Annotated in this window: 19 protein-coding genes; 9 read left to right on the plus strand and 10 right to left on the minus strand. The window is 74.2% G+C overall.

Features of this window, described 5'->3' with window-relative positions:
• Positions 1–295: 295 nt before the first annotated feature.
• Genes ACWC94_RS39740 through ACWC94_RS39755 form a run of 4 tightly spaced genes read right to left on the minus strand, consistent with a single transcriptional unit; the run spans position 296 to position 5992 of the window.
• Positions 296–796, minus strand: coding sequence for a metallophosphoesterase family protein (locus tag ACWC94_RS39740; protein ID WP_450802327.1), 501 nt, complete (start codon positions 794–796; stop codon positions 296–298).
• A 9-nt stretch (positions 797–805) separates the two neighbouring features.
• Positions 806–1816, minus strand: a complete 1011-nt coding sequence (locus tag ACWC94_RS39745) for an SDR family oxidoreductase (RefSeq protein ID WP_450802329.1) — start codon at positions 1814–1816, stop codon at positions 806–808.
• Between the two features lie 15 nt (positions 1817–1831).
• The gene (locus ACWC94_RS39750) at positions 1832–2941 is read right to left on the minus strand and encodes an enolase C-terminal domain-like protein (RefSeq protein WP_450802331.1); all 1110 of its coding nucleotides are present in this window, start codon (positions 2939–2941) and stop codon (positions 1832–1834) included.
• A 9-nt stretch (positions 2942–2950) separates the two neighbouring features.
• Positions 2951–5992 (minus strand): FAD-binding and (Fe-S)-binding domain-containing protein, encoded by a 3042-nt coding sequence (locus ACWC94_RS39755; protein ID WP_450802333.1) that lies wholly within the window; start codon positions 5990–5992, stop codon positions 2951–2953.
• A 126-nt stretch (positions 5993–6118) separates the two neighbouring features.
• Between ACWC94_RS39755 and ACWC94_RS39760 the strand changes: the two genes are divergently transcribed.
• Positions 6119–6556 carry a MarR family winged helix-turn-helix transcriptional regulator gene (locus ACWC94_RS39760; protein WP_450802335.1) on the plus strand — a complete coding sequence of 146 codons (438 nt, stop codon included), beginning with the start codon at positions 6119–6121 and terminating at the stop codon, positions 6554–6556.
• 617 nt (positions 6557–7173) lie between these two features.
• On the plus strand, positions 7174–7758 hold the full coding sequence (locus tag ACWC94_RS39765) for a hydrolase (protein WP_450802337.1): 585 nt from the start codon (positions 7174–7176) through the stop codon (positions 7756–7758).
• Between the two features lie 215 nt (positions 7759–7973).
• Here the strand turns inward: ACWC94_RS39765 and ACWC94_RS39770 are convergent, their stop codons facing one another.
• Positions 7974–8159, minus strand: a complete 186-nt coding sequence (locus tag ACWC94_RS39770) for a hypothetical protein (RefSeq protein ID WP_450802339.1) — start codon at positions 8157–8159, stop codon at positions 7974–7976.
• Positions 8160–8315: 156 nt separating this feature from the next.
• Positions 8316–8684, minus strand: a complete 369-nt coding sequence (locus ACWC94_RS39775) for a DUF6479 family protein (RefSeq protein ID WP_450802341.1) — start codon at positions 8682–8684, stop codon at positions 8316–8318.
• A 96-nt stretch (positions 8685–8780) separates the two neighbouring features.
• Between ACWC94_RS39775 and ctaD the strand changes: the two genes are divergently transcribed.
• Together ctaD and ctaF are read left to right on the plus strand one after the other, a co-directional pair.
• Entirely contained in the window at positions 8781–10463 is a 1683-nt protein-coding gene (gene ctaD / locus ACWC94_RS39780; protein ID WP_450802343.1) for an aa3-type cytochrome oxidase subunit I, read from the plus strand.
• The gene (ctaF, locus tag ACWC94_RS39785; protein WP_450802345.1) at positions 10460–10843 is read left to right on the plus strand and encodes an aa3-type cytochrome oxidase subunit IV; all 384 of its coding nucleotides are present in this window, start codon (positions 10460–10462) and stop codon (positions 10841–10843) included. Before ctaD ends, ctaF begins: the two co-directional genes overlap by 4 nt.
• On the opposite strand, the gene qcrB is transcribed toward ctaF, so the two are convergent.
• From qcrB to ACWC94_RS39800, 3 genes are all read right to left on the minus strand, one after another.
• Positions 10779–12272 (minus strand): cytochrome bc1 complex cytochrome b subunit, encoded by a 1494-nt coding sequence (gene qcrB, locus ACWC94_RS39790; protein ID WP_450802347.1) that lies wholly within the window; start codon positions 12270–12272, stop codon positions 10779–10781. The two genes, ctaF and qcrB, sit on opposite strands and share 65 nt — an antisense overlap.
• A complete protein-coding gene (locus ACWC94_RS39795; RefSeq protein ID WP_450802349.1) occupies positions 12269–12544 on the minus strand; it encodes a hypothetical protein in 276 nt (91 codons plus the stop codon). The genes qcrB and ACWC94_RS39795 overlap by 4 nt, the downstream gene beginning before the upstream one ends.
• Positions 12545–12991: 447 nt before the next feature.
• On the minus strand, positions 12992–15454 hold the full coding sequence (locus tag ACWC94_RS39800) for a SpoIIE family protein phosphatase (RefSeq protein ID WP_450802351.1): 2463 nt from the start codon (positions 15452–15454) through the stop codon (positions 12992–12994).
• 196 nt (positions 15455–15650) lie between these two features.
• Between ACWC94_RS39800 and lanKC the strand changes: the two genes are divergently transcribed.
• The 4 genes from lanKC to ACWC94_RS39820 all read left to right on the plus strand — a co-directional run bounded on the left by lanKC (position 15651) and on the right by ACWC94_RS39820 (position 22456).
• Positions 15651–18263, plus strand: coding sequence for a class III lanthionine synthetase LanKC (gene lanKC, locus ACWC94_RS39805; RefSeq protein WP_450802353.1), 2613 nt, complete (start codon positions 15651–15653; stop codon positions 18261–18263).
• Positions 18264–18301: 38 nt separating this feature from the next.
• Complete coding sequence (locus ACWC94_RS39810) at positions 18302–18415, plus strand: SapB/AmfS family lanthipeptide (RefSeq protein ID WP_450802355.1); 114 nt, start codon at positions 18302–18304, stop codon at positions 18413–18415.
• Between the two features lie 100 nt (positions 18416–18515).
• A complete protein-coding gene (locus ACWC94_RS39815) occupies positions 18516–20330 on the plus strand; it encodes an ATP-binding cassette domain-containing protein (protein ID WP_450802357.1) in 1815 nt (604 codons plus the stop codon).
• Positions 20331–20767: 437 nt separating this feature from the next.
• Positions 20768–22456 carry an ATP-binding cassette domain-containing protein gene (locus tag ACWC94_RS39820; protein WP_450802359.1) on the plus strand — a complete coding sequence of 563 codons (1689 nt, stop codon included), beginning with the start codon at positions 20768–20770 and terminating at the stop codon, positions 22454–22456.
• A gap of 30 nt (positions 22457–22486) precedes the next feature.
• Here ACWC94_RS39820 and ACWC94_RS39825 read toward each other — a convergent pair whose 3' ends face one another.
• Positions 22487–23095 carry a LuxR C-terminal-related transcriptional regulator gene (locus ACWC94_RS39825; RefSeq protein WP_450802361.1) on the minus strand — a complete coding sequence of 203 codons (609 nt, stop codon included), beginning with the start codon at positions 23093–23095 and terminating at the stop codon, positions 22487–22489.
• A gap of 332 nt (positions 23096–23427) precedes the next feature.
• Between ACWC94_RS39825 and ACWC94_RS39830 the strand changes: the two genes are divergently transcribed.
• Complete coding sequence (locus tag ACWC94_RS39830; protein ID WP_450802363.1) at positions 23428–25578, plus strand: SpoIIE family protein phosphatase; 2151 nt, start codon at positions 23428–23430, stop codon at positions 25576–25578.
• The last annotated feature ends 124 nt before the right edge of the window (positions 25579–25702 follow it).

Raw genomic sequence — 25702 nt, forward strand, 5'->3', positions numbered from 1 at the left:
GCCCGCCTCGATGCTCATGTTGCACAGCGTCATGCGGGCTTCCATGGGCGAGCACCGGCGGAGCCGTGGCCCCGTCTGCGAAACCCCTGGGCCCTGTCGTCACACTCCCGTCGTCGCCCGGAGGGCGGCCCTGCGGCGTCAGGTGCGTGCTCTCCGCCGTGCCGGGCGCTGACCCTCGTACTGGATGTCCTTGGGTCCGCGCCCGGTGCGGCGAGTGGGGGCACCTCCCACGCCCTTGAGGCAGCGGGGGAGCGTGCATGGCGTCGCGGGGCAGACGGGAGTGTGACGACAGGGCCTAGCGCTGTGGCAGCCGGTGCAGGGTCACCTCGGTGAGCTCGCCGTCGGTCAGGGTCCCGGTGAGGTAGGTGCAGTGGGGCTGTCGGCGCCGGTCGGTGGGGGAGCCGGGGTTGAGCAGGCGCAGGCCGGTCGGGGCGGTGGTGTCCCAGGGGATGTGGCTGTGGCCGAAGACCAGGACGTCCAGGTCGGGGAAACGGGCCGCGCAACGGGCCTCGCGGCCCTGGGCGGGGCCGGTCTCGTGCACGACACCGAAGCGCAGCCCGTCCAGTTCGGCGTACGCCACCTCGGGAAGCCGGGCGCGCAGCTCGGGGCCGTCGTTGTTGCCGTAGACCCCGATGAGCCGGCGGCTGCGGCTCTCCAGCAGGTCGAGGGTGGCGGTGTCCACCCAGTCCCCGGCGTGGAAGACGACATCGGCGTGCGGGAGTTCGGCCAGCAGCGGCTCGGGCAGCAGCTTGGCGCGCTTGGGCAGGTGGGTGTCGGACATCAGCAGGAGGCGCACCCGACCAGGCTAGGTCGCCCGGGAGGTCAGCCGGCGCAGGCCGGTGACCGCGCCGAGTACGGCGGCACCGGCGCCGAGGGCCGCGGCGGCGGGGTGCCGGACCAGCGTTTCCTGCCAGGAGCGGGCGTGGGCGCTGTCGTCGAAGGAACCGTGGGCGCCCTGGTCCTCGGACGGTTCCTGGTCCGCCGGTTCGAAGAGGTTGTCCAGGCCGGCCGGCGGGATGCGGTCGGTCTGCTGGGAGTCGAAGCCGGTGCGGGCGAGGTAGCGGTCCAGCAGGGCCGGGGCCAGGCGGTTGGCCCAGACGGTGGCCACGGTGGTGGCGCCGACGTAGTACTGCTTGCGGCGCGGGTGGTCGGCCGCGTACACCACGCCCCGCGCGGCGACCTCCGGCTGGTAGATCGGCGGCACCGGCATCGGATGCCGGGGCAGCCGGGAGCGCACCCATGCGAACTGGGGCGTGTTGACCGCGGGCATCTGGGCGACGGTGACGTGGACGTTGCTGCCGCGGTGCAGCAGTTCGGTGCGCAGCGAGGAGGTGAAGCCGTTGATGGCGTGCTTGGCGCCGCAGTACGCCGACTGCAGCGGGATCGACCGCTCGCCGAGCGCCGAGCCGACCTGCACGATCGTGCCGCGGTCGCGGGGCAGCATGCGCCTGAGGGCGGAGCGGGTGCCGTTGACGAAGCCGAGGTAGGTCACGTCCGTGATCCGCCGGAACTCCTCGGGGGTGATCTCGTCGAACGGCGCGAACACGGACGAGAAGGCGCAGTTGATCCAGACGTCGATCGGGCCGAACTCCTTCTCCGCGGCGTCGGCGACGGCCTCCACCCGGGCCGCGTCGGCCACGTCGGCCGCCTGCACGAGCGGGCGTCCGCCGAGCGCGGCGACCTCGTCGGCCGCCGCCTCCAGGCCGCCCTCGCCGCGTGCGACCAGCACGACGTTCGCGCCGCGCCGGGCGTACAGGCGGGCGGTGGCGCGGCCGATGCCGGCGCTGGCGCCGGTGATCACGACGGTGGGGGGCATGTTCCTGTCTCCTCGCTACTCCGTTCGGTACTTCTCCGCCCGCTCCTCGACCAGGGTCAGGCCCAGTCCGGGTGCCCCGCCGGCGCCCGGGGTGACGCTGCCGCCGCCCGGGTCGAGGACGCCGTCGAAGAGGAGCCGCTCGATGCGGACGTGGTCGTGGAACCACTCCAGGTGGCGCAGGTTGGGTACGGCCGCGGCGGCATGCGCGTGGGCGTGCGGCGCGCAGTGGCCGGAGACGTCGATCCCGCGGGCGTGGGCGAGGGCGGCGGCGCGCAGCCACACGGTGATGCCGCCGCAGCGGGTGACGTCCGCCTGGAGGCAGTCGACCGCGCGGGCGGCCAGCATGTGCTCGAAGTACGGCAGCGTGTAGCCGTACTCGCCCGCGGTGACGTCCATCGGGAGGCGGCCCCGGAGGTCGGCGAGCAGGGTGAGGTGGTCGGACGAGACCGGTTCCTCGTACCAGGTCACGCCGTGGTCGGTGAGCGCGCCGCCGACGCGCAGGGCCTGGCCGCAGGTGTAGCCGCCGTTGGCGTCCACGTACAGCTCGACCGCGTCGCCGACGCTCGCCCGGGCGCGGGCGACCCGTTCGAGGTCGCGGGACTCGCGGCTGCCCCACGACTCGCCGATCTTGATCTTGACGCGGGGGATGCCCTCGTCCTCGGCCCAGCCGCGCAGTTGGCGGTCCTGGCGTTCGGCGTCGTAGGTGGTGAAGCCGCCGCTGCCGTAGACGGGCACGTCGTCGTGGGCGGCGCCGAGCAGGCCGACCAGGGGCAGGCCGAGCAGGCGGGCCTTGAGGTCCCACAGGGCGATGTCGACGGCGGCGATCGCCTGGGCGGCCACGCCGGGCAGCCCGGCGTTGCGCACGGCCCGGCACATCCGCTCGTTGGCGCGGGGCACGTCGAGCGCGGTCAGGCCGGTGACGGTGCCGGCGAGGAGGTCGCGGACGACGTGGGCGGTGGCGGCCGGGGCGTAGGTGTAGCCGAGGCCGGTGGTGGTGCCGGAGCGGACGGTGGCCAGGACGAGGGTCGTCCTGTCCCAGGCGAGGGTGCCGTCCGCCTCGGGGGTGTCGGTCGGGACGGTGTAGACGGCGGTCTCGACCGCGTCGACGGTCGGCTGGTCGCTCATGACGCCTCCTCAGCCACGGCGCCGGAGCAGCCGCAGCCCCAGCGCGGCGCCCGCGGGAACGGCCGCCGCGGCGGCGGTCGTCGCCCAGCGGGCGGTGCGCGAGGGCTCGGGCGGGCGGTCGGCCAGGCGCTCCGGGTGGTCGCTGGGCAGGTTGCCGTCCAGGCCGAGCGCGAGGACCTCGGCGAGGTGCAGGGCGCGGCGGCCGGTGCCGCCGTCCTCGATCTGGGTGCGGCAGCTGAAGCCGTCGGCGAGGACCAGGCTGTCGGGAGCCGCCGCGCGGACGGCGGGCAGGACGCCCTGTTCGGCGACGGCCATGGAGACCTCGTGGTGGCCGCGCTCGAAGCCGAAGTTGCCGGCGAGGCCGCAGCAGCCCTCGTCGAGGACCTCGGCGTCCAGGTGGGCGCGGCGCATCAGTTCGCGGTCGGCGTCGAACTTCATGATGGCGTGCTGGTGGCAGTGGGTCTGCACGGTCGCCTGCCGGGCGAGCTGCGGGGGCCGCCAGTCGTCGGGGGCGTGGTGGACGAGCTGTTCGGCGAAGGTGCGGACCTGTCCGGCCAGTCGCTGCACGTCCTGGTCGGCGGGCATCAGCTCGGGGGCGTCGGCGCGGAAGACGGCCGTGCAGGAGGGTTCGAGGCCGATGACGGGGGTGCCCGCCTCCAGGTAGGGGCGCAGCACGCCGAGGGTGCGGGTCAGCACCTTCTTGGCGACGGGGAGTTGGCCGGTGGAGATCCAGGTCAGGCCGCAGCACACCGGCTCGGTGGGGACGGCGACCCGGAAGCCCGCGTCCTGAAGGACCCGTACGGCCGACTTCGCGATGGAGGGGTGGAAGTAGGTGCTGAAGGTGTCCGGCCACAGCACCACGGTCCGTGGGTCGGCCGGGTCCGGCTCCTCCTTCTCGCGGGACCGCCACCACTGGACGAAGGACTCCTCGGCGAACACGGGGGCCGGGCGGGCCTCGTCGATGCCGGCGAGCCGCTTGCCGAGGCGGGCCAGACCGGGCGCGTGGAGCACGGAGTTGACCACGGAGGGGGCGATCCGGGAGAGCCGGGCCCACACCGGCAGGTAGCCCATGGAGTAGTGGGCCATGGGCCGGATGCGGCCCTCGTAGTGGTGGGTCATGAACTCCGCCTTGAGGGTGGCCATGTCGACGCCGGTCGGGCAGTCGGACTTGCAGCCCTTGCAGGCCAGGCACAGGTCGAGCGCGTCGCGTACGGCGGTGGAGCGCCAGCCGTCCTTGATGGCGGAGTCGGCGTGTCCGTCGAGCATCTCGAACAGCAGCCGGGCCCGGCCGCGGGTGGAGTGCTCCTCCTCCATGGTGGCCCGGTAGGAGGGGCACATGACGCCGCCGGAGTGGCTGCGGCAGTTGCCGATGCCGACGCAGCGCATCACCGCGCGGTTGAAGGAGTGCTCGTCCTCGGGGAAGTCGAAGTGGGTCGAGGGGGTGGCCGGCCGCCAGGAGGGGCCGAGCCGCAGCTGGCCGTCGACGGGGTTGGGGTGGACGACCTTGCCGGGGTTCATCCGGTTCCCGGGGTCGAAGAGCCCCTTCAGCTCGCCGAAGGCGGTCACCAGCCGCTCGCCGAACATCCGGGTGAGCAGTTCGCCGCGGGACTGGCCGTCGCCGTGCTCGCCGGACAGGGAGCCGCCGTAGGAGGCGACGAGGTCGGCGGCGCGCTCCACGAAGCGCCGGAAGCGGGCCACACCGTCGGCGGTGCGCAGCCCGAACGGGATACGGGTGTGCACGCAGCCCTGTCCGAAGTGGCCGTACAGGGAGGGGTGGTCGTAGTCGAACTCCCCGAACAGCCCTTTCAGGTCGCGCAGATAGTCGCCGAGGCGGTCGGGCGGTACGGCGGAGTCCTCCCAGCCCTCCCAGGTCTCGCGGTCGTCCGGCGGGCGCGCGGTGACGCCGAGTCCGGCCTCGCGGGCCCTGAGCATCTTCTGTTCACGTTCGGGGTCGTCGGAGAAGGCGACGGTGCTCTCCTTCTCGTCGCGGCCGACGGCGCGGAGCAGGGCGTGGGCCTGCTCGTCGACGTCCTCCTGGCTGTCGCCGCTGTACTGCACCATCAGCCAGCTGTCACCCTCGGGAAGGACGTTGAGGGAGTCGAGGTAGGCGCCCTCCTCGCGCATCAGCTGGGCCATGCGGCCGTCCAGGGCCTCCAGCTGGCTGGGCGAGCAGTGCTCCAGCAGCCGGGGTACGTCGTCGGCGGCGGCGCAGATGTCGTCGTAGCCGAGGACGAGCAGCGCCTGGTACGGCGGCACGCGCACGAGGTCGAGTTCGGCGCGCAGGACGGTGACCAGGGTGCCCTCGCTGCCGACGAGCGCCTTGGCCACGTCGAAGCCGTTCTCGGGCAGCAGGGAGTCGAGGTTGTAGCCGGAGACGCGGCGCGGGATCTTCGGGTAGCCGCGGCGGATGTCGGCGAGGTACTCGGTGGCGATGCGGTCGAGGCCGGCGTAGATCTCGGCGAGCCGCCCGCCGCCGCTGACGATCCGGTCGCGTTCGTCGGGCGGGGTGGGGCCGACCCAGGCCCGCTGCCCGTCGTAGGTGAGGATCTCCAGGCGCCGGACGTTGTCGACGGTCTTGCCGTAGGCCTGTGCGGAGGCGCCGCAGGAGTTGTTGCCGATCATGCCGCCGAGCGCGCAGTGGCTGTGGGTGGAGGGTTTCGGCCCGAACTGCAGCCTGTGCCCGGCGAGTTGCCGGTTGAGTTCGTCGAGCACGATCCCGGGTTCCACCACACAGGTGCGCCGCTCGGGATCGAGGGAGATCAGCCGGGTGCAGTACTTGCTCCAGTCGATCACCACGGCGGTGTTGGTCGACTGCCCGGCCAGGCTGGTGCCGCCGCCCCGGGAGAGGACGGGGGCGTCGAAGCGCGCGCACACCGCCAGCGCCCGGGCGCCGTCCTCCACCGTGCGGGGCACGACGACGCCCAGCGGGACCTGCCGGTAGTTCGAACCGTCCGTGGCGTAGGCGCCGCGGCTGCCGGCGTCGAAGCGGACCTCACCGTCCACCTCGGCGCGCAGCGCCGCCTCCAGGCCGGACATGTCCGCAGGGGTCATCTGCGCTCCCTTGAGTTCACCGACGTGCTGCCCTGTCCGAGGACGGGCGAGTACCCGGCAATTCCTCAGGTAAAACTGAACAGCCTGGGCTGGACAGTTCTCGCTGCCGGTCCTAAGGTGGTCGGCATGGCCGACATCTCCGACTCCGCCGTCCGCACCGCGCGCGATCTGCGTGTGGTGTTCAGCCGGCTACGGCGCCGCATCCGCGAGGTCGCCCAGGACACCGACCTCAGCCCTTCCCAGGAGTCGGCGCTCACCCTCGTCGGCAAGCACGGGGCCGCCACGGCCAGCGCGCTCGCCGCCGCCGAGGGTGTACGCCCGCAGTCGATGGCGACCACACTGGCGGCCCTGGAGCAGCACGGTCTGATTCGCCGCGCCCCCGACCCGGACGACGGCCGCCGCCAGCTGGTCACCCTGACCGACGCGGGGCGGGCCCGCATCGAGGGCAACCGGCAGGTCCGCGAGGAGTGGCTGGCCCGCGCCTTCCAGGAGCGCTACACGGAGGAGGAACGGCAGACCGTCCGCAGGGCACTGGAGCTGATGGAACGGCTGTCGCAGCCGTGACACCGGTGGTCTCCGGACCCGGGGGGACGGCCACCCGCGCCTCCCCCGCCGGGATCCGGCCGCCGACGGACCCCCGCCGATACCGGCCGGCTCCTCGGTGACCGCCGGCTCCTCGGTGACCGCCGGGGCCCCGGCGCCGATCGGGGTCGCCTTTCACAGCCCCGACCGGCGAGACCGACCGGCTGGTCTCGGCACTCCGTCCGGCGGCCGTCGGGCAGCCCGTCACCGGCCGCCTGGTGGCCCCGTACGGCTCGCGGCGCCCCTGCCGCGCCGGAACCGCCCCGGCCGGTCTCGCCGGTCTGCCGGATGCCCTCGCGCCCTCGCCGGAGGCGCTGATCGCGGTGCGGGTCCTGCTGGGCCCGGGAACGCCGGCGGCGCACCCGGCGGCCCGGGCTGACCCGCGGCGAGGCCGAACCCACCGGGCGGGACAGCGCCGCGGGGGCGGCGGCCGTCGCCACCGCGGGCTGCCGCCCACGCCGACACGGCCGGGCCGCACGGCCTGGCCCTGTGCATTGCTCGCCGGCTCAGACCCGCGGCCGGCGACGACCCTGCCGGACCGCTCGCTCGGCCGGCTCTCCACCGCACGACGACCACTTCTCGAAAGGTCTGACCGACTCATGTCGCTCACCACGCTCGACCCCCGTACCGCCCTCGTGGCCATCGACCTGCAGCACGGCATCGTGGGCATGCCCGTCGAGCCGCACGCGGCGGCGGACGTCGTCTCCCGCACGGCCGAGCTCGCCGACGCCTTCCGCTCGCGGGGGCTGCCCGTGGTCCTGGTGCGGGTCTCCTTCGCGCCCGACTGGGCCGACGTGGTCCCCGGCCGTACCGAGCACCAGCCGCGCGGGCTCGCCTTCCCGGAGGGCTGGGACGTCGTCGTCGACGAGCTGTCCGGCCATGACGGCGACATCCACGTCACCAAGCACAACTGGAGCGCCTTCCACGGCACCGACCTGGACGTGCAGCTGCGTCGCCGCGGCATCACCCAGATCGTGCTGACCGGCATCGCCACCAGCATCGGCGTGGAGTCCACCGCCCGCGACGCCTACGCCCACGGCTACCACGTCACCCTCGCCACCGACGCGATGGCCGACGCCGTCCCCGAGGCGCACGCGAACAGCGTCGAGCGGATCTTCCCGCGGCTCGGCGAGAGCGGTACGACCGCGGAGGTCCTGGAGCTGCTCGCCAAGACCCACAACTGACCGACCGGCACGGCCCCTTGCCGGGGGTATCCGCCCCCGCGCAAAGGGCCGGGCCGGCACGGCCACGCGCCCCGAGCCGTGAACGCCTCCGACGCGCCGCTCCCGAAGCCGTTTCACGGCGTGGACAGCCTCGGGAAGGGCGGGAGGCCGGGGCAGGACCTCTCGTCGGACGCGACCGGTGGCCGAGCCGCCGGAACCAGGTGCTTGCGCTCGCCTCAGTCCTCGCCGCGCACGATGGTGTCCTCGCAGGCGGTGCCCCGCCGCTGCACGGTTCCGCGCTCCAGGATCGCGGGGAGGCAGGTCCGCAGCCCCCGGCCTCGCCGGCGGCGGGCCTTCGCCCAGCCGGTCTCGGCATAGGGCAGGGCGGGTTTCTCGCTGGGATGCGCGGTCACGTCGTCCATCTTCCTTCTGCGTTCCTGCGCCGGCCGGGGCCGGCGAGCGCGTGTGCGAACTGTGCCTTGCCGGGGCCTGCGTGCGATGTGTGCCTCCCCGGGTCCCCGGGGCGCCGGGCCCGCAAACTCCGCGACTCCCGCGCACCCGGCCCCCCTTGTACCCCCTCAGGTCCGCCCGCCGCCTCCGCCGCCGAAGGACCCGCTGGAACCGGGCGACCAGCGCGGGCGACGCTGGTCGTCGGCGCGCCTGGAGCGGACGTTGCCGATCTGGTAGGGGGTCAGCCGATCGCTGTCGTCCGCGGCCCGGGGCACCTCCTCGGGTTCGCGCATCTCATGGGTCTCGTGGACCGGGCCGGTCGGTGGCACCGTGGGGTGCTCGTCGGGTCGCGGCGGGGCCGGTTCGCGCTCGCGCACCTTGAAGCCGAGCCGGAAGGCCCAGATCAGTCCGGCGACGCAGGCGACCCCGGCCAGCAGGATGAGGACGTATCCGAAGACCTGGGCACCCGCTGCTGCTACGTACATGGCGACGTTCATGGGGCTGCGGGTACCCGGCCGAGCGGCGGATACGACCCCCGATGCGAGGCGTGGCGCGCCGGAGGGCGCAGGTCACGCGGAGTAGCGTCACCCGCGATGACGGAACTACCCGGATTGCCGGACACCCACGAGACCGCCGCCCGCTACACGGGTCCCGCCCCGCGTCCGGGCCGGGCTCTGCTGCGCTGGGCCTTCACCGCCGACCACAAGGTGATCGGCCGGCTCTACATGGTCACGGCGTTCTGCTTCTTCCTGTTCGCGGGGCTGCTCGCGCTCGGGATGCGCGCGGAACTCGCCCGGCCGGGTCTGCAGTTCCTCAGTGAGCAGGGCTACGACCAGTTCTTCACGGTCCACGGCACCATCATGATGCTGCTGTTCGCGACCCCGATGTTCGCCGGGTTCGCCAACGCGGTGATGCCGCTGCAGATCGGCGCGCCCGACCTGGCCTTCCCGCGGCTGAACGCGCTGTCGTACTGGATGTACCTGTTCGGCGGACTGATGGTGGTCTCCGGCTTCCTGGTGCCCGGTGGGGCGGCGGCGTTCGGCTGGTTCGCCTACGCGCCGCTGAACAGCGCCTACTTCTCCCCCGGCGCGGGCGGCGACCTGTGGGCGATGGGGCTGGTGGTCTCGGGTGTGTCGACGACGCTCACCGCGGTGAACTTCATCGCCACGATCCTGTCGCTGCGCGCGCCGGGCATGACGATGTTCCGGATGCCGATGTTCACCTGGAACGTGCTGTTCACCTCGATCCTGATCCTGCCCGCCTTCCCGGTGCTCACGGCGGCGCTGCTGACGCTGGAGGCGGACCGGAAGTTCGGGGCGCACGTCTTCGACGCGGCGAACGGCGGGGCGCTGCTGTGGCAGCACCTGTTCTGGTTCTTCGGGCATCCCGAGGTCTACATCGTGGCGCTGCCGTTCTTCGGGATCGTCTCGGAGATCATTCCGGTGTTCTCGCGCAAGCCGCTGTTCGGCTATCTGCCGATGATCGGGGCGACGATCACGATCACCATGCTGTCGGCGGTGGTGTGGGCGCACCACATGTTCGCCACCGGCGCGGTCCTGCTGCCGTTCTTCTCGATCATGTCGTTCCTGATCGCGGTGCCCACGGGCATCAAGTTCTTCGCGTGGATCGGCACGATGTGGCACGGCTCGGTGTCGTTCGAGACGCCGATGCTGTGGTCGATGGGTTTCCTGGTGTCGTTCCTCCTCGGCGGGCTGAGCGGGGTGCTGATCGCCTCGCCGCCGCTGGACTTCCATCTGACCGACAGCTACTTCATCGTGGCGCACCTGCACTATGTCCTGTTCGGCACGGTGGTGTTCGCGATGTTCGCCGGGTTCTACTTCTGGTGGCCGAAGTTCACCGGGAAGATGCTCGGTGAGCGGCTCGGCAAACTGCACTTCTGGCTGCTGTTCCCGGCGTTCCAGCTGACGTTCCTGGTGCAGCACTGGCTCGGCGAGGCCGGCATGCCCCGACGGTACGCGGACTATCTGCCGACGGACGGCTTCACCCTGCTCAACACCCTGTCGTCGGCGGGCGCGTTCCTGCTGGGCGTGTCCACGCTGCCGTTCCTGTACAACGTGTGGCGCACCGCCGCCAAGGGCGAGAAGGTCACCGTGGACGACCCGTGGGGGTGGGGGCGGGGCCTGGAGTGGGCGACGTCGTGTCCGCCGCCCCGGCACAACTTCGTGGCGCTGCCCCGGGTGCGCTCGGAGTCGCCCGCCTTCGACCTGCACCATCCCGAGGTCGGGAGCCCGGCCGGGGAGGAGGAGGCGCGATGAAGGCGGAGGCGATGCTGTTCGGCGGGGTCGCGCTGTTCTTCGGCGGGTCCGCCGCGCTCTACGGGGTGTGGTCAGGAGAGGAAGCGGGCACGGTCGCGCTGGTCGTCGCGTGCGGGATGGCCGGACTGGTGGCGTTCTTCTGCCTGATCCAGTACCGGCGGCGCGGCACGCGGGCGCAGGACCGCACCGAGGCGGAAGTGGCGGACGCGGCCGGGCCGGTGGCGTTCTTCCCCGACGAGAGCCCGTGGCCGATCGTCACCGCGCTCGGTTTCGCACTGACGGCGGCCGGCGTGGTCTTCGGGCTGTGGCTGTTCCTCATCGGCCTGGGCGTTCTGGTGCGCGGGGTGTTCGGGATGGTGTTCCAGTACGCGCACCGGTGAGCGGTCTGCGCGGGGCTCCCGGCCTGAACGTCTCCACGGGCTCGTGATCGGTCTCGTAACCACCGGTGACGCTCTGCCGGATCTCGCCCGTGGGCACGCCCTCGGCCAGCCGCTCGTTCTCGGCCGCCGCCAGGGCCCGGCACAGCCACCGGGTCACCAGGAAGGCGAGGACCGGTGCCACGACCAGGGCGATGCGCAGCACCCAGGTGATGGCGTTGACGGAGATACGGAAGGTCTGGGCGATGACGTCGTTGCCGCCGGCCAGCAGCAGCACGCCGTAGAACACGGTGCCCGCCACGCCGAGCCCGGTGCGGACGGGCCGCTCGCGGGGCCGGTCGCACAGGTGCCGCTCGGCCCAGCGCTCCCCGGTCAGCCGCTGTTCCACGAACGGATAGGCGTACAGCACGGCGAACAGCAGACCCGGCAGGACGACCGCCGGAAGCAGGACGTTCCACATGAGGGTGTGGCCGGCGACGTTCGTCTCCCACGGCGGAACCAGCCGCAGCGCGCCCTCCAGGAAGCCGACGTACCAGTCGGGCTGGGAGGCGGTGGAGACCTGGTCGGGGCGGTAGGGGCCGTAGTTCCAGACCGGGTTGACCTGGGCGATGCCCGCCAGCAGCACCAGCACGCCGGCGACGATGACGGCCAGGCCGCCGGAGGAGCCGGTGAACTGCGGGAAGAACGGCTTGCCGACGGCGTTGCGCTGGGTGCGTCCCGGACCGCGCCACTGGGTGTGCTTGAGATGCACCACCAGGATCAGGTGCACGGCGACCAGGGCGAGGAGGAGGCCCGGGAGCAGCAGGATGTGCAGCGGATACAGGCGGGTGATCATGTCGTGGCCCGGGTACTGGCCGCCGAAGGCGAAGAAGGCGACGTAAGTGCCGACGACCGGGATCGACAGCATGATGCCCTGGGCGATGCGCAGTCCGGTGCCGGAGAGCAGGTCGTCGGGGAGCGAGTAGCCGGCGAAGCCTTCGGCGAGCGAGACGGCGAACAGGGTCACGCCGATCGTCCAGTTCAGCTCGCGGGGCCGGCGGAAGGCGCCGGTGAAGAAGATCCGCAGCAGGTGCGCGCCGATCGCGGCGACGAAGACCAGCGCGGCCCAGTGATGGGTCTGCCGCATCAGCAGTCCGCCGCGCACGTCGAAACTGATGTTCAGGGTGGAGTCGAAGGCGGCCGACATCCGCACCCCGCGCAACGGCACATAGGGGCCCGTGTAGACGACCTCGCGCATCTCCGGCTGGAAGAAGAGGGTCAGCCAGACCCCGGTCAGGATCAGCACCAGCAGGCTGTACAGCGCGAGTTCGCCGAGCAGGAAGGACCAGTGGTCCGGGAACGCCTTGCGCAGCAGCGGGCCGCCCTCCAGGACGGGGAGCCGGGCGTCCGCGGCGTCCACGAGGCGCTCGGCGCGGCGCCCTGCACGGCTCATGCGGTCTCCGGCTCCGCCGCCGCCCGGGTCACCTCGGCCTCGACCTCGGGGCGTGGCCGGCCCGTCTCCTTCGCGTACTCGCTCACCGCGGTCTGCGCGTCCCGGGCCAGGTCCCGCCACGCGCGCAGCGCGGTCTCGTAGGTGCCCGACTGGGCGCCGGTCATCCGCCGCTCGGCCGGCGGGCCGTAGGCGTCCCGCAGCTCCTCGACCGTGGCGTGGGCCGCGTCGGCCGCGCGCTGCTTCTGCACGAGTTCCTCGAAGGTGTGTGCCACACCAATCGACCCTAGGCACCACGTCCGGGATACGCCTCTCCAACGCCTCTCCAACCTGCCCAAACGCACCCGTGTGGCGGTCACGCTGCGGCGGTTGCACATCTACGGGACCGGACCCGGCCGAGGCGGTCAGGCGCCGGGCCCGCGGGCGCGGTCCGGCTCCGACGGCTCGCCCGGGCGGACACGGGACGGGCAGCGCAGACCGGCCGCCGGTCAGGAGCCGAACCGCGGCGGCGTCAGCGCAGCCCCCAGGTCGACCGCGGCGGCGCCGGAACGCCCCTACAGCCGACCGCAGCCGGACCGGTCCCCCGGCACGAACCCGAGCGCAGCGCGATCGGCCGCCCCGGAACGCACACGCCCCCCACGGGACCACCGGGCACCAGGCCGCCCACGACGGCCCCGGACGGGACGGTCCCCGACGGCGCACACACGCACGGCCGGTGGCGGTCAACCGTCCGGCACCAGGTCGGCCCAGACCTGTTTGCCGCCGCTGACCGGGAGGGTGCCCCAGGCCGCCGAGACCGCCTCGACCAGGATGATGCCCCGGCCGCCGGTGGCCTCCCAGCCGATGCTGGCGGGTTTGACGGGGCTGCGCGGGGAGGAGTCGGCGACGGCGAGCCGCAGCCGGTGGTTGACCAGGCTGAGGTCGAGGCGGACCTGCCCGCCGGTGTGCACGAGGGCGTTGGTGACGAGTTCGGAGACCACCAGCAGGGCCGTGTCGAGGGTGTCCTGCGTGACACCCCAGGCACGCAGCGTGCGCCGCGTGAAGCGGCGGGCGTGCCGGACCGCCTCCGGCACCCGCCACACCGTCCAGCTCTCCCGCAGCGGACGCACGGCCATGCCGTCGTAGCGCATCAGCAGCAGGGCGACGTCGTCGCCGCGGTGCGCGCCGGTGAGCAGCGCGTCGGCGACCAGGCCGAGGTGGGCCGGGTCGGCGGCGGACAGCTCGCGGGCGAGCCGGTCCATGCCGACGTCGATGTCCTCGTCCGCCGACTCCACCAGCCCGTCGGTGGTCAGCGCGATCACCGTACCGGGCTGCAGCCGCAGCGGGGTCATCGGGAACTCGGCCCGGTCGAGCACACCGAGCGGCGGGCCGCCCTCGGTGGGGACGATCTCGGCGGTGCCGTCCGGGTGGCGCAGCACGGGATGGAGGTGGCCGGCGCGCACGCACCAGGCGGTGCCCTGCTCCATGTCGACGTCGACGTAGGCACAGGTGGCGAACAGGTCGGTCTCCATGTCCAGGAGGAGCCGGTTGGCGTGGGCCACGACCACGTCCGGGGTGTGTCCCTCGGCGGCGTAGGCCCGCAGCGCGGTCCGCATCTGGCCCATCAGGGTGGCGGCGCCCGCGTTGTGCCCCTGGACGTCGCCGATGACGAGGGCCACGTGGTTGTCGGCGAGCGGGATCACGTCGTACCAGTCGCCGCCGACCTCGAGCCCGGCGGTGGTGGGCAGGTAGCGGGCGACGGCGACCGCGCCGGGCAGCCGGGGCAGGCGGCGCGGCAGCAGGGTGCGCTGGAGCATGCCGACGAGTTCGTGCTCGGCGTCGAAGGCGTGGGCGCGCAGCAGGGCCTGGCCGGTGAGACCGGCGCAGGCGGTCAGCAGGGCGCGTTCGTCGGGGCCGAAGTCGCGCGGGCGGTCCCAGCCGATCAGGCAGGCGCCGGCCATGCGGCCGCCGGCGGGCAGCGGCAGCACCGCGAGGCCCCCGGGGCCGACCTCGGCGAGGGCGGGTTCCAGCGCGGTTCCGGCCGGCCAGATCCGGGCGCGGCCCTCGCGCAGCGCGGCGGCCAGGGTGGGCATGGCGCGCACCGGCGCGTCGGGCCACTCGGTGCGCCACTCGCTGCGCCACACCTCGGGCCAGGCCTCGGCCTGGGGCGGGTCGAGGACGGTGACGACGAGCCGCTCGTTCTCCAGTTCGGCGAGCGCGATCCGGTCGGCCTGCAGCGGTCCGCGCAGGGCGGCGACGACGGCTTGGCCGACGTCCTTGACCGTGCCGGCGGTGGCGAGGGCCGCGGCCAGACGCTGTACCCGGGCCACGTCGGTGACGTCGGAGCGCAGGGTGGAGGCGTCGGCGACGGTGCCGACGAGCCGGGCGGAGCGGCCCTCGCCGGCGGGCAGCAGCCGGCCGCGCAGCCGCAGCCACCTCGGCGCGCCGGAGGGCTGGAGGATGCGGAACTCCAGCTCGCGCTCGCCGATGGACATGTGGTCCGCCTCGACCACGGACATCAGCGCGGGCAGATCCTCCGGAACGGTGCGCCCGAGCAGGGTCTCGACCCGGCCGTCGAAGGCGTCCCGGGCGAGCCCGAACAGGCGCAGGATCTCGTCGCCGACCTCGACCCGGCCGCTGTCCACGGCCAGGCTGAAGGCGTCCGGCGACAGCTCGCCGCGGTCGCCGGCGGGGGCGGCCGGGACGGGTACGGCGACAGCGCGGGCGATCAGCTGAAGGCAGGCGCGGTCGTCGGTGCCGAAGCCTCCGGGGCGCTCGGTGACGGCCAGCAGACAGCCGCCGCCCGCCGGACCGAGCGGCAGGGCGGTCAGGGAGAAGTCCGGGGACGGGGTGCGCCGTGCCTCGGGGCAGTCGGCCAGCTGCTCGGGGCCGAGCCACAGCGGGCGTCCGGTGCGGTGGGCCTCGGCGACCGGGGAACCGCCGGCGGACGGGTAGGCGTCGCGGAGTCCGTACAGGGTGCGGGGCAGGCCCGCGGACTCGGCGAGGAACAGCTCGGACGGGTCGTCGCCGGGTATGTACACCCCGGCGAAGGACGCCCCGGCGAACACCAGCGCCTGTTCCAGGACCCGGTGGAGCCGGTCGGGCGTGTCGGAGGCCGTGGTGAGCGTCTCCAGGGCGGCTTCGGCACGCTCCGGCGCCGTTCGCGTCCCGCTGATCGCAGCGCCCTCACTCACCACGTTCGCCATTACAGCGCGTACGGGCCTTCGGCGCAGCCCCTGTGGACGTTCGGGCTGCTCCGGCGCGCCCGTTTCGTTCGAAACCCGCCGAACGCATGTTGACGCATGAGTTCCGCACGGTGTCCTCGTGACAGACGTGACTGTCCGCGACCGGCCAGCGCCTGGGAGTGTCTTTTCCGGTCACACGACGAGGGGCGGGAGGCGCATGGACAAGCGGTACGAGGTGTACGCGCTCGCCGACGGGCACTTCTACGACACGCCCGACCGGCTTCCGGGGGCGGACGGGGCGCCGGCGGCGCTGTTCGCGACGGCGCGCCGCACGGTCCCGGAGGGCTGGCACGCGGCACGCTCGGGCGACTGGCTGACGCTGACCCCGCTCGACGCGGACGGCGCGCCGCTTCCGTCACCGGCGCAGGGCTGGAAGGTCCACTCCTCGGCGACCGCCGCGAACGCGGAACGGATCGCGGGCATCGTGTGGGACTACTGCGTGCCGCGCCGCATCCCGTTCAAGTTCGTGCCCGGCCCTCATCTGCTGCACCTGCGCAACGCCAAGTACGCGGGCCGCGACACCAGCGGCAAGTTCGTCACCGTCTACCCGGCGGACGAGGAGCAGCTGCGGGAGGTGCTGCGGGAACTGGGCGCGCTGCTGGAGGGCTGCGAGGGGCCGTACATCCTCACCGACCTGCGCTGGCACGACGGCCCGCTCTACGTCCGCTACGGCGCCTTCGCCCGCCGGTACGTCGTCGACCAGCGCGGCTCGCTGGTCCCGGCGGTGACCGACGGCACGGGCCGGCTGGTACCGGACCGGCGGGCGCCGTCCTTCCAGGTGCCCGAGTGGGTGACACTGCCGGAGTTCCTGCGGCCGCACCTGGAGGCGCGCAACACCACCACGGTCGGCGAGCTGCCGTACCGCATCGAGAAGGCGCTGCACTTCTCCAACGGCGGCGGGGTGTACGCGGGCACCGACACCCGGGACGGGCGCCGGGTCGTGCTGAAGGAGGCCCGGCCGCACGCGGGCCTGGCCGCCGACGGCGCGGACGCGGTGGCCCGGCTGGAGCGGGAGAAGGCGGCACTGGAGAGGGTCGCCGGGACGGGTGTCGTGCCCGAGGTGCGGGACTGGTTCACGCTGGGCGAGCACCGGTTCCTGGTGATGGACCATCTGGCAGGCCGTCCGCTCAACTCCTTCTTCGCCGAACGGCATCCGCTGCTCACGCCCGACCCCGACCCGGCGAAGGTCGCCGCGTACACGGCGTGGGCGCTGCGGATCCACCGGGCGGTGGAACGGGCGGTGGAGGCGGTGCACGCGCGCGGGCTGGTCTTCAACGACCTCCACGTCTTCAACATCATGGTCGCGCCGGACGAGGAGACGGTGCACCTCATCGACTTCGAGGCGGCCGCTCCCGCCGCGGAGAACGGCCGGCAGACCGTCGCCCACCCGGGCTTCTTCGCCCCGCCGGACCGCCGGGGCACCGACGTCGACCGCTATGCCCTGGCCTGTCTGCGGCTCGCCCTGTTCCTGCCGGTGACCACGCTGTTCGTGGTGGACCGGGGCAAGGCCGCGCATCTCGCCGAGGTGATCGCCGAGCAGTTCCCGGACGTGCCGCGCGCCTTCCTGGACGAGGCGGTCGCGGAGATCACCCGGGACCCGGCGGGCGGGCGCCGCAGCCGGCCGGCCCCGCCGGTGGTGCCCGGCGACTGGCCCTACAGCCGGGACTCGATGGTGAAGGCGATCCTCGCCTCCGCCACCCCGGAACGCGACGACCGGCTCTTCCCCGGTGACATCGCCCAGTTCTCGGACGGCGGCGGCCTCGGCCTCGCGCACGGCGCGGCAGGGGTGCTCCACGCCCTTGACGCGTCCGGGGCCGGCCGCTACGACGAGGGCGAGCGCTGGCTGTTGGCCCACACCGCCCCGCCGCCGCCCGGCACCCCGCTCGGGCTGTACGACGGCCTGGCCGGCGTCGCCCTGGTCCACGATCAACTCGGCCACCGGCAACGCGCGTTGGACCTGATCGACGGCGTCCTGCGGGAGAACTGGCGCAACCTCGCCTCCGACCTGTACGGCGGACTCGCCGGGCTGGGCCTGGTCCTCGGCCGGCTCGCGGACACGACCGGTGAGTCCGCCCTGCGGCAACACGCCGCCGAGGCCGCCGACCTCCTCGTACGGCGACTCGCCGAACCGCTCCCGGACACCCCGCGCCGGCGCGCCGGGCTGTCGCGCGGCGCCACCGGGCCCGCGCTGTTCCTGCTGCGCTGGTACGAGCGGACCGGCGAGGACCGCTTCCTGACCGCGGCGGCCGAGGCGCTCCGCCGTGACCTGGACTGCTGTGTGACCCAGGAGGCGGGCGGCGGCCTGGAGGTGGACGAGGGCTGGCGGACCCTGCCCTACCTCGGCGACGGCAGCGCGGGGATCGGGCTGGTCCTCGACGACTACCTGGCGCACGCGGACAGCGCGGAGTTCGAGCGCGCCCGGACCGGCATCCTGACCGCCGCCACCTCCCGTTTCTACGCCCAGCCGGGCCTCTTCCAGGGCCGCGCGGGAATGGTCCTGCACCTGGCCCGCAGCACCGCGCCGGGCGCCACCCGGGAACGGCTGGAGCAGCAGATCGCCGGTCTCGGCTGGTTCGCGATGGACTACCAGGGCCAACTGGCCTTCCCGGGCCACCAGATGATGCGGCTCTCCATGGACCTCACCACCGGCACGGCAGGATGCCTGCTCGCGCTCGCCGCGGCACGCGACGACGCCCGCACCGCGCACCTGCCCTTCCTTCCGCCGCCACCGGCGGCCCGCACACGCGGCTCCGCACCGACGGAGTCGTGACGCACCACCCCCGTCCCCAACCAGGAAAGGACACCACCATGGCACTGCTCGACCTGCAGACCCTCGAGTCCGAGGAACTCACCCACGGCGGCGCGAGCACCGCGAGCCTGCTCTCCTGTGTCTCGGCGGCGAGCGTTCTGCTCTGTCTCTGACCGGGCCGGTGAGTCCACGGCTCCGGACGGCACCGTCCCTGGTGGGCGGGGCCGTTCGGAGCCCTCCCGTTCCCGCCCGACCCGAACGAGGCCACAGCCGATGAACTCCAGCCCCGGGACCGCGGCTTCAGCGGCCGGACGTGCCCTGTCGCGCGCGGTACTGCGGCAGGGCGGCGCCCGCTGCGCCGCGCTGTGCGCGGTGAGCGCGGCGGCCACGGCGGCCGGCCTGCTGCTGCCCGCCGTGCTGGGGCACACCCTTGACCTGCTGCTGGCCCGTGCCCCGGCCGCCCCCTGGCTCGCCGGCTGCGCCGGGCTCGTTGTGCTGCTCGCCCTGCTGGACGGCTGCGCGGGCGTGCTCACCGGCACCGCCGACGCGCAGGCCACCGCATGGCTGCGCCGGCATCTCACCGGGCACGTCCTGGCGCTGGGCCCGCGTGCGGAGGCCAGGTTCGGCGCCGGGGACCTGGTGGCGCGGCTGGTCGGCAACGCGGCGCAGGCCGGGACGGCGCCGGGTGCGCTGGCCGCCCTGCTCGCCGCACTCGCCGGGCCCGTCGGGGGCGTGGTGGCGCTCGCCCTCATCGACCCCTGGCTGGCGGCGGTGTTCCTCGCCGGGGCACCGGTCCTGGCCCTGCTGCTGCGCGCCTTCACCCGGGACACCTCGGCGTGCGTGGCCGACTACCAGCGGGTGCAGGGCCGGATCGCCGGCGCGCTGGCGGAGGCGGTCGGCGGTTCCCGTACGATCCGGGCCGCGGGCCTCGAGGACCGCGAGACCGCCCGGATCCTGGCGCCACTGCCCGAACTGTCGCGTGCCGGGCACCGCATGTGGCGGGTGCAGGGGCGGGCCGCCGCTCGGGCGGTCACCGTGGCACCGCTGCTGAACCTGGGCGTGCTGGCCGTGGCGGGACTGCTGCTGGCCCGGCACCGCCTGTCGGTGGGCGAGGTGCTGGCCGCCACCCGGTACGCGGTGCTCGTCACGGGCGTCGGCGCGCTGGTCGGGCAACTCGCCGCACTGGCGCGGGCCCGCGCGGCGACCGGCCGGCTCGCCGAGGTGCGCGCCGAGCCCGCGCCCGGACACGGCACACTCCGTCTGCCGCCGGGCAACGGCCGGCTGGAGCTGCGGGCGGTCACCGCGCTCCGGGGCGGACGAACCCTCCTGGACGGCATCGACCTGACCGTCCCGGGCGGCACCACCCTGGCGGTCGTCGGCCGTTCCGGCGCCGGCAAGTCCCTGCTCGCCCGGATCGCCGGCCGGCTCACCGACCCCGACGCGGGCGAGGTCCTCCTCGACGGCGTCCCGCTGCGCGACCTGGCCCACGCCGAGCTGCGCGGCGCCGTCGCCTACGCCTTCGAGCGCCCCGCCCTGCCGGGTACGACCATCGAGGACACCATCGCCTTCGGGCTCACGCCCGCGACACCCGCCGCCGTCCGCGCCGCCGCCCGGCGCGCCCACGCCGACGACTTCGTACGGCGCCTGCCCGACGGCTACGCCACGCGCACCGCCGACGCGCCCCGCTCCGGCGGTGAGTCCCAACGCCTCGGGCTGGCCCGTGCCTTCGCCCACGGCGGACGGCTGCTGATCCTCGACGACGCCCTGTCCAGCCTGGACACGGTCACGGAACACCACATCAGCCGGACCCTGCTGGCCCCGGATCCGTCCCGCACCCGCCTGCTGATCGCCCACCGCGCGACGACCGCGGCCCGCGCGGACCGGGTCGCCTGGCTCGACGCCGGCCGCGTCAGGGCGGTCGGAACCCACCGTGAGCTGTGGCGGGAGGCGGAGTACCGGGCTGTGTTCAGCGGCGACGGGGACGGCGACCGGCAGGCGAAGGGCGCGGCGGGGGCGGCACGGGCCACCGGTACACGGATGCGACGGGAGATCCGGGCGGAGCGCGAGGCCCGGACGGAGGGGTCCTGATGGCGGGCGGGCACGCGGGACGGACGGACCGGACCGGACCGGCGAAGGCCCGCACGCGCATCAGAAGACGGAGGCCCGCCCGTCACACCGGTCTGCGACGACGCAGACCGGACGGCCCCAGGAGCAGAGCGGTCCGGAACGGCGAGTGCCGCTCCAGGAGCCGGAGTTGACGAGCAGGCCGGGCCGGGACCGGGAGACGGATACGCCGGAACCGGACGTCACCCGGCGCGCCGGGCCGGGAGCACGCACCGGCCGACACACCGGACCAGGACCGGAACCCGACACACACATCACACCGGGAGCGGACGTTGGCGAGCATGCCGGGCGGGGAGCGGGAGGCGGCGGGCGGGGCGGGCGGGGGACGCCGGTCCCGGCCGGCCGGCCGGTCCGGCGCCGTGGCCCCGGGCCGGACCCCCGGGCACCCGGAGCCGGTCCTCATGCGAGCGCGCCGGTTCGCGCGGGAGCGGTGGCGGGTACTGGTCCGGCTCGGCGCGTGGTCCGTACTGGAGGCGGCACAGACCTTCCTCGTCGGCTACGCCCTCGCGCGGGCCCTGGACAGCGGGTTCCTCGCCGGGAACGCCCGGACCGGGCTGCTGTGGCTGGGCGCCGCGGGACTCGCGGTGTGTGCCGGGGCGTACGGGACCGGACGGGTGTACGGAGTGGTCGCCGAGCTGGTGGAGCCGGCCCGGGACCGGCTGGTGACGGCGGTGGTCGCGCGCGGGGTGCGGGAGGCGGACCCGGGTGCGCTGTCCGGGCTCACCCAGCAGGTGGAGATCGCCCGCGACACGCTCGCCGGTGTGGTGATGGTGACCCGTTCCTTCCTGTTCACCGCCGCCGGTGCCCTGATCGGCCTGTTCTCGCTGGCCCCGCTGCTCCTCGCGGTCGTCCTGCCGCCGCTGCTCGCCGGGGTGGCCCTGTTCGCCGCGACGCTCGGACCGCTGGCCCGCCGCCAGGAGGCGTTCCTCGCCGCCGACGAGGCACTGGCCCAGGAACTGGGCGGGCTGCTTCCGGCGCTGCGGGACGTCACCGCGGCCGGTGCCGAGGAGCGGGTCGCCGGCACCGTCGGGGAACGCACCGACGCGGAACTGCGGGCCGCCCGCTCCCTGGCCCGCTGGAGTGTGGCCCGCGTGGCCGCCCTGGCGGTCGGCGGCGAACTGCCGGCGGTCCTGCTGCTGGTCACCGCGCCCTGGCTGCTCGGCCACGGCGTCACCCCGGGAGCCCTGGTCGGCGCGCTCGCCTACGTCACCCAGTCCCTGCTCCCCGCCCTGCACACCCTCGTCCACGGACTGGGCACCAGCGGCTCCCGCCTGACGGTCGTCCTGCGCAGACTCACCCGGGCCCCCCGCCCCCGGGCGGCGCGACCCCCCGAGGGTCGCGGGGCCGTGCGTGTCAGCGGCTCCGCCAGGGCGCGCGCCCTCTCCCTCACCTCCCTCACCTTCGCCTACGGCTCCAACGGCGATCCCGTCCTGGACAACCTCGACCTCACCCTCCCGGAAGGTGCCCACCTGGCGGTCGTGGGCCCGAGCGGAATCGGCAAGTCGACGCTCACCGCCCTCATCGCCGGCCTGCTCACCCCGCAGCACGGCACCATCCGGGTGTACGACCACCCCGTCCCCGCCCCGCGGGCAACCGTGCTCATCCCCCAGGAGGCCTACGTCCACACCGGCACCCTGGCCGAAAACCTCACCCTCTTGCGCGAGGATCCCGTGCCGGAGGCCGAACTTCTGGCAGCCGCCGACGCGGTGGGGCTCACCCCGCTGCTGAGAACACTGGGCGGACCCGGTGCCACGGTCACCCCGACGGAGCTGTCCGCGGGCGAGCGGCAGCTGATCGCGCTGACCCGCGCCTTCCTCTCCCCCGCCCCGCTGGCCCTGCTGGACGAGGCGACCTGCCATCTCGACCCGGAGGCGGAAGCGCGCGCCGAACGGGCCTTCGCGGCGCGTCCGGGCGGCACGCTGATCGTCGTCGCGCACCGGATCAGTTCGGCCCGCCGCGCGGAACGGATCCTCGTCATGGACGGCGCGCGCACCGCCTGCGGCACCCACGACGAACTCCTGCGGGTCTCGGACCTGTACCGGGACCTGGCCGGCGGCTGGACGACGCACCCGGCGCCGCTGCCCGGCTAGTCACAGCACCCTCCTGCTCACCCTTCCGCCTCACACCCATCCCTCACCCTGCGATATGCGAATCGCGTCGATCCGGTTGCGTGCGCCGGTCTTGCGGGTGATCGACGCCATGTAGTTGCGGACCGTGCCGAGGGACAGGTGCAGGCTGCCGGCGATCTCCGCGATGGAGGCGCCCGCAGCCGCGAGGGAGAGCACACTCAGCTCGCGTCTGGTCAGCGGCATCTGGGCCGCCTTGAGGAAGCCGAAGCCCAGCGAGGCATCGACGAAACGTTCCCTCTTGGCGACGGAACGGATGGCACCCACCAGCCGGTCCGGGGAACCCGCCTTGTCGACGAAGCCGAGCGCCCCCGCCTCGGCGGCCCGTTTCAGCAGTCCCGGCCGGTTCGCCTGGGCCAGCACCACGAGCGCCGGAGGCCTGCCGCCGGGGCCGGGCGGGCACAGGTCGCCGAGCGGGGGCAGCCCCTGGCCGTCCGCACAGTCGAGGTCCGCGGCGCACACGTCCGGGCATAAGGACCGGACCCGGGCGGCGGCACCCTGCCACGGCGTGTCGTCCACGTCCAGCCCCGGTTCCCGGCGCAGCCACTCCGCCAGGACCGATCGCACCAGACTCACGTCGTGCACCAGAAGCACCCGGATCACTGCCCGCCCCCTCGGCTGTTCGTCCCGTACCCGTACCCGTTCTCGGCGCCGCCCCTGCCGTGGCCACGACACCGGACAGCGCGTGCCCATTCTTGGGTGCCGTTACCGTTCACGGGCGCGGAGATCCGGCCATCGGGGTGCGCGGGGGCGCACGCGAGGCGCCCGTACGCCGTCCGCGCTTCCACCACGGGGGCATGGAGGCGGGCGGAGGGGGTATCCGGAGGCGTCCACCGCTGCGGGCCCACAGCTCGCGGCCGGGGCGCTCGCCGTGCGGGAGGCGCCCCCGCGGGGGAATCTTGTCCCCAGGATGCGCGGCGCGGCCGTACGAGGAGGTGGTCGGCGTGTCCGACGCGCCGGGCCCGGCACCGGCACCCGCGGCCGACGGTATACCGGCCGCCCAGCCGGTGCTGTCGCTCGCGCTGGTCTCGATGATGCGGGCGGTGCGCGCGCACTCCGGCGCGGTGTACCTGCTCAGGTCCGACGAGCCGGTCCTGGAGATGGCGGTGATGGCGGGCATGCCCCGCGCTTTCGCGGCGCCCTGGCAACGGGTCGGGCTGAGCGCGCCGATCCCCGTCGCCGACGCGGCACGCGAACGGCGGCTGGTGTGGGTGGGCGGCGAGGAGGAGATGGCCCGCCGCTATCCGCGGATCGCGGTGGTGCTGGCGTACCCGTTCGCGCTGGCCGCGTTGCCGGTGGCGACGGAGCGCCGGCTGTACGGCGCGGTGTTCGTGACGTGGCCGGGTGCGCACGCGCCGGAGCTGTCCGACCGGGAGCGGGACCACCTGTGGGCGGCCTGCGACCGGCTGGCGCTGCGGCTGGAGCGGGCCGCGCGGGAGAACCGGCCGCTCGGGCACGAGTCCGATGTGGTGGCGGAGCCGGTGGCGGGCGTGGGCGGCACGCTGGGCTCGGTGGAGGCGGCTCGGATGGTGTCCCGGCTGCCGTACGGACTGGTGTCGCTGGATCTGCACGGCCGGATCGGGTTCGTCAACACGGCCGCCGCCGAGCTGCTCGGCAGACCGGGCGGGGAGCTGCTGGGCACCCTGCCGTGGGTGTCGGTGCCCTGGCTGAACGACCCGATGTACGAGGACCGCTACCGGGGGGCGCTGCTCAGCCAGCAGGTGACGTCGTTCGTGGCGCTGCGTCCGCCGGGCGAGTGGCTGTCGTTCCGGATGTATCCGAGCACGACCGGGCTGACCGTGCGGATCAGCCGGGCGCGGGCGGTGGCGGAGATGGCGCGCGAAGCGCCGCAGGCGGGCGCGTCCCCGGCCCGGCTGGTGACGATCTCCCAGGTGCTGGGCCTCGCGGGCGCGCTGACCGAGGCGGTCGGGGTGCAGGACGTGGTGCAGCTGGTCTGGGACGAGGTGGCGCCCGCGGTCGGCAGCCAGGCGCTGGTGATCCTCGGCACCCAGGGCGGCCGGCTGCACGTGCTCGGGCAACGCGGATACGGCGCCCCGCACGCCGTGGAGCGGTTCCACGGGCTGCCGCTGACCGAGCGGACCCCGGGCACCCAGGTGCTGACCAGCGGGGTGCCCGCGTTCTTCGACTCCCGGGAGGAGCTGGAGCGGCTGTATCCGCGCCGGCACGATCCCCCGGACGGCTTCGCGGCTTGGGCGTATCTGCCTCTGATCGCGTCCGGGCGGCCGGTGGGCACGTGTGTGCTGGCCTACGCCGAGCCGCACGTCTTCCCGGCCGACGAGCGGGCCGTACTGACGTCGCTGGGCGGGCTGATCGCGCAGGCGCTGGAGCGGGCCCTGCTCTACGACGCCAAGCACCGGCTCGCGCACGGGCTCCAGCAGGCCCTGCTGCCGCACTCACTGACACCGCCGCCCGGCATCGAGGCGGCCGCCCGCTATGTGCCGGCCACCCATGGCATGGACATCGGCGGCGACTTCTACGACCTGGTGCCGACGTTGCCGCTGGCGGCGGCGGTGATCGGGGACGTCCAGGGGCACAACGTGACCGCGGCGGGCCTGATGGGGCAGATCCGCACCGGGGTCCGGGCGTACACCACGGTCGGGCAGGCGCCGCACGAGGTGATGAGCAGCACCAACCGGCTGCTGATCGACCTCGGCACCGAACTGTTCGCCAGCTGTCTGTATCTGCGGCTGGACCCGGCGCGCGGGCGGGCGGTCATGGCCCGGGCGGGGCATCCGCCGCCGCTGCTGAGACGGCCGGACGGGCGGGTGCGGGTGCTGGATCTGGCCGGCGGCCCGCTGCTCGGGATCGACGCGGCGGCGGTGTACCCGACGACCGAGGTGTCCCTCGTTCCCGGCTCGGTGCTCGTGCTGTACACCGACGGTCTGGTGGAGGCGCCCGGCATCGACATCGAGGACGCGCTGTGCGGCCTGGGCGGGCTGCTGTCGGAGATCGGCGACCAGCCGCTGGAGCGGCTGGCGGACGAGGTCGTCCGGCAGAGCGCGGCGGCGCGGGAAAGGGCCGACGACGTGGCGGTGCTCCTGCTGCGGGCCGGGGGCGCCCCCTGACGGGTCACGGCCGCCCGGGTGGGACCGGGCCGGACCGCAAACGAGACGGCTCGGCATCGCAGCCTTCCTCACCCCGGCATCCCTGCGTTCATGGACTGGTCTCCGAGCGGCCGCCAGGCACGCA

Source organism: Streptomyces sp. NPDC001135 (assembly GCF_053598395.1).

Coding starts and splice junctions, on each gene's coding strand:
- ACWC94_RS39745 (WP_450802329.1), bottom strand. CDS start 1,816: ATGCCCCCCACCGTCGTGATCACCGGCGCCAGCGCCGGCATCGGCCGC.
- ACWC94_RS39750 (WP_450802331.1), bottom strand. CDS start 2,941: ATGAGCGACCAGCCGACCGTCGACGCGGTCGAGACCGCCGTCTACACC.
- ACWC94_RS39755 (WP_450802333.1), bottom strand. CDS start 5,992: ATGACCCCTGCGGACATGTCCGGCCTGGAGGCGGCGCTGCGCGCCGAG.
- ACWC94_RS39760 (WP_450802335.1), top strand. CDS start 6,119: ATGGCCGACATCTCCGACTCCGCCGTCCGCACCGCGCGCGATCTGCGT.
- ACWC94_RS39765 (WP_450802337.1), top strand. CDS start 7,174: ATGTCGCTCACCACGCTCGACCCCCGTACCGCCCTCGTGGCCATCGAC.
- ACWC94_RS39770 (WP_450802339.1), bottom strand. CDS start 8,159: ATGGACGACGTGACCGCGCATCCCAGCGAGAAACCCGCCCTGCCCTAT.
- ACWC94_RS39775 (WP_450802341.1), bottom strand. CDS start 8,684: ATGAACGTCGCCATGTACGTAGCAGCAGCGGGTGCCCAGGTCTTCGGA.
- ctaD (WP_450802343.1), top strand. CDS start 8,781: ATGACGGAACTACCCGGATTGCCGGACACCCACGAGACCGCCGCCCGC.
- ctaF (WP_450802345.1), top strand. CDS start 10,460: ATGAAGGCGGAGGCGATGCTGTTCGGCGGGGTCGCGCTGTTCTTCGGC.
- qcrB (WP_450802347.1), bottom strand. CDS start 12,272: ATGAGCCGTGCAGGGCGCCGCGCCGAGCGCCTCGTGGACGCCGCGGAC.
- ACWC94_RS39800 (WP_450802351.1), bottom strand. CDS start 15,454: ATGGCGAACGTGGTGAGTGAGGGCGCTGCGATCAGCGGGACGCGAACG.
- lanKC (WP_450802353.1), top strand. CDS start 15,651: ATGGACAAGCGGTACGAGGTGTACGCGCTCGCCGACGGGCACTTCTAC.
- ACWC94_RS39810 (WP_450802355.1), top strand. CDS start 18,302: ATGGCACTGCTCGACCTGCAGACCCTCGAGTCCGAGGAACTCACCCAC.
- ACWC94_RS39815 (WP_450802357.1), top strand. CDS start 18,516: ATGAACTCCAGCCCCGGGACCGCGGCTTCAGCGGCCGGACGTGCCCTG.
- ACWC94_RS39820 (WP_450802359.1), top strand. CDS start 20,768: ATGCGAGCGCGCCGGTTCGCGCGGGAGCGGTGGCGGGTACTGGTCCGG.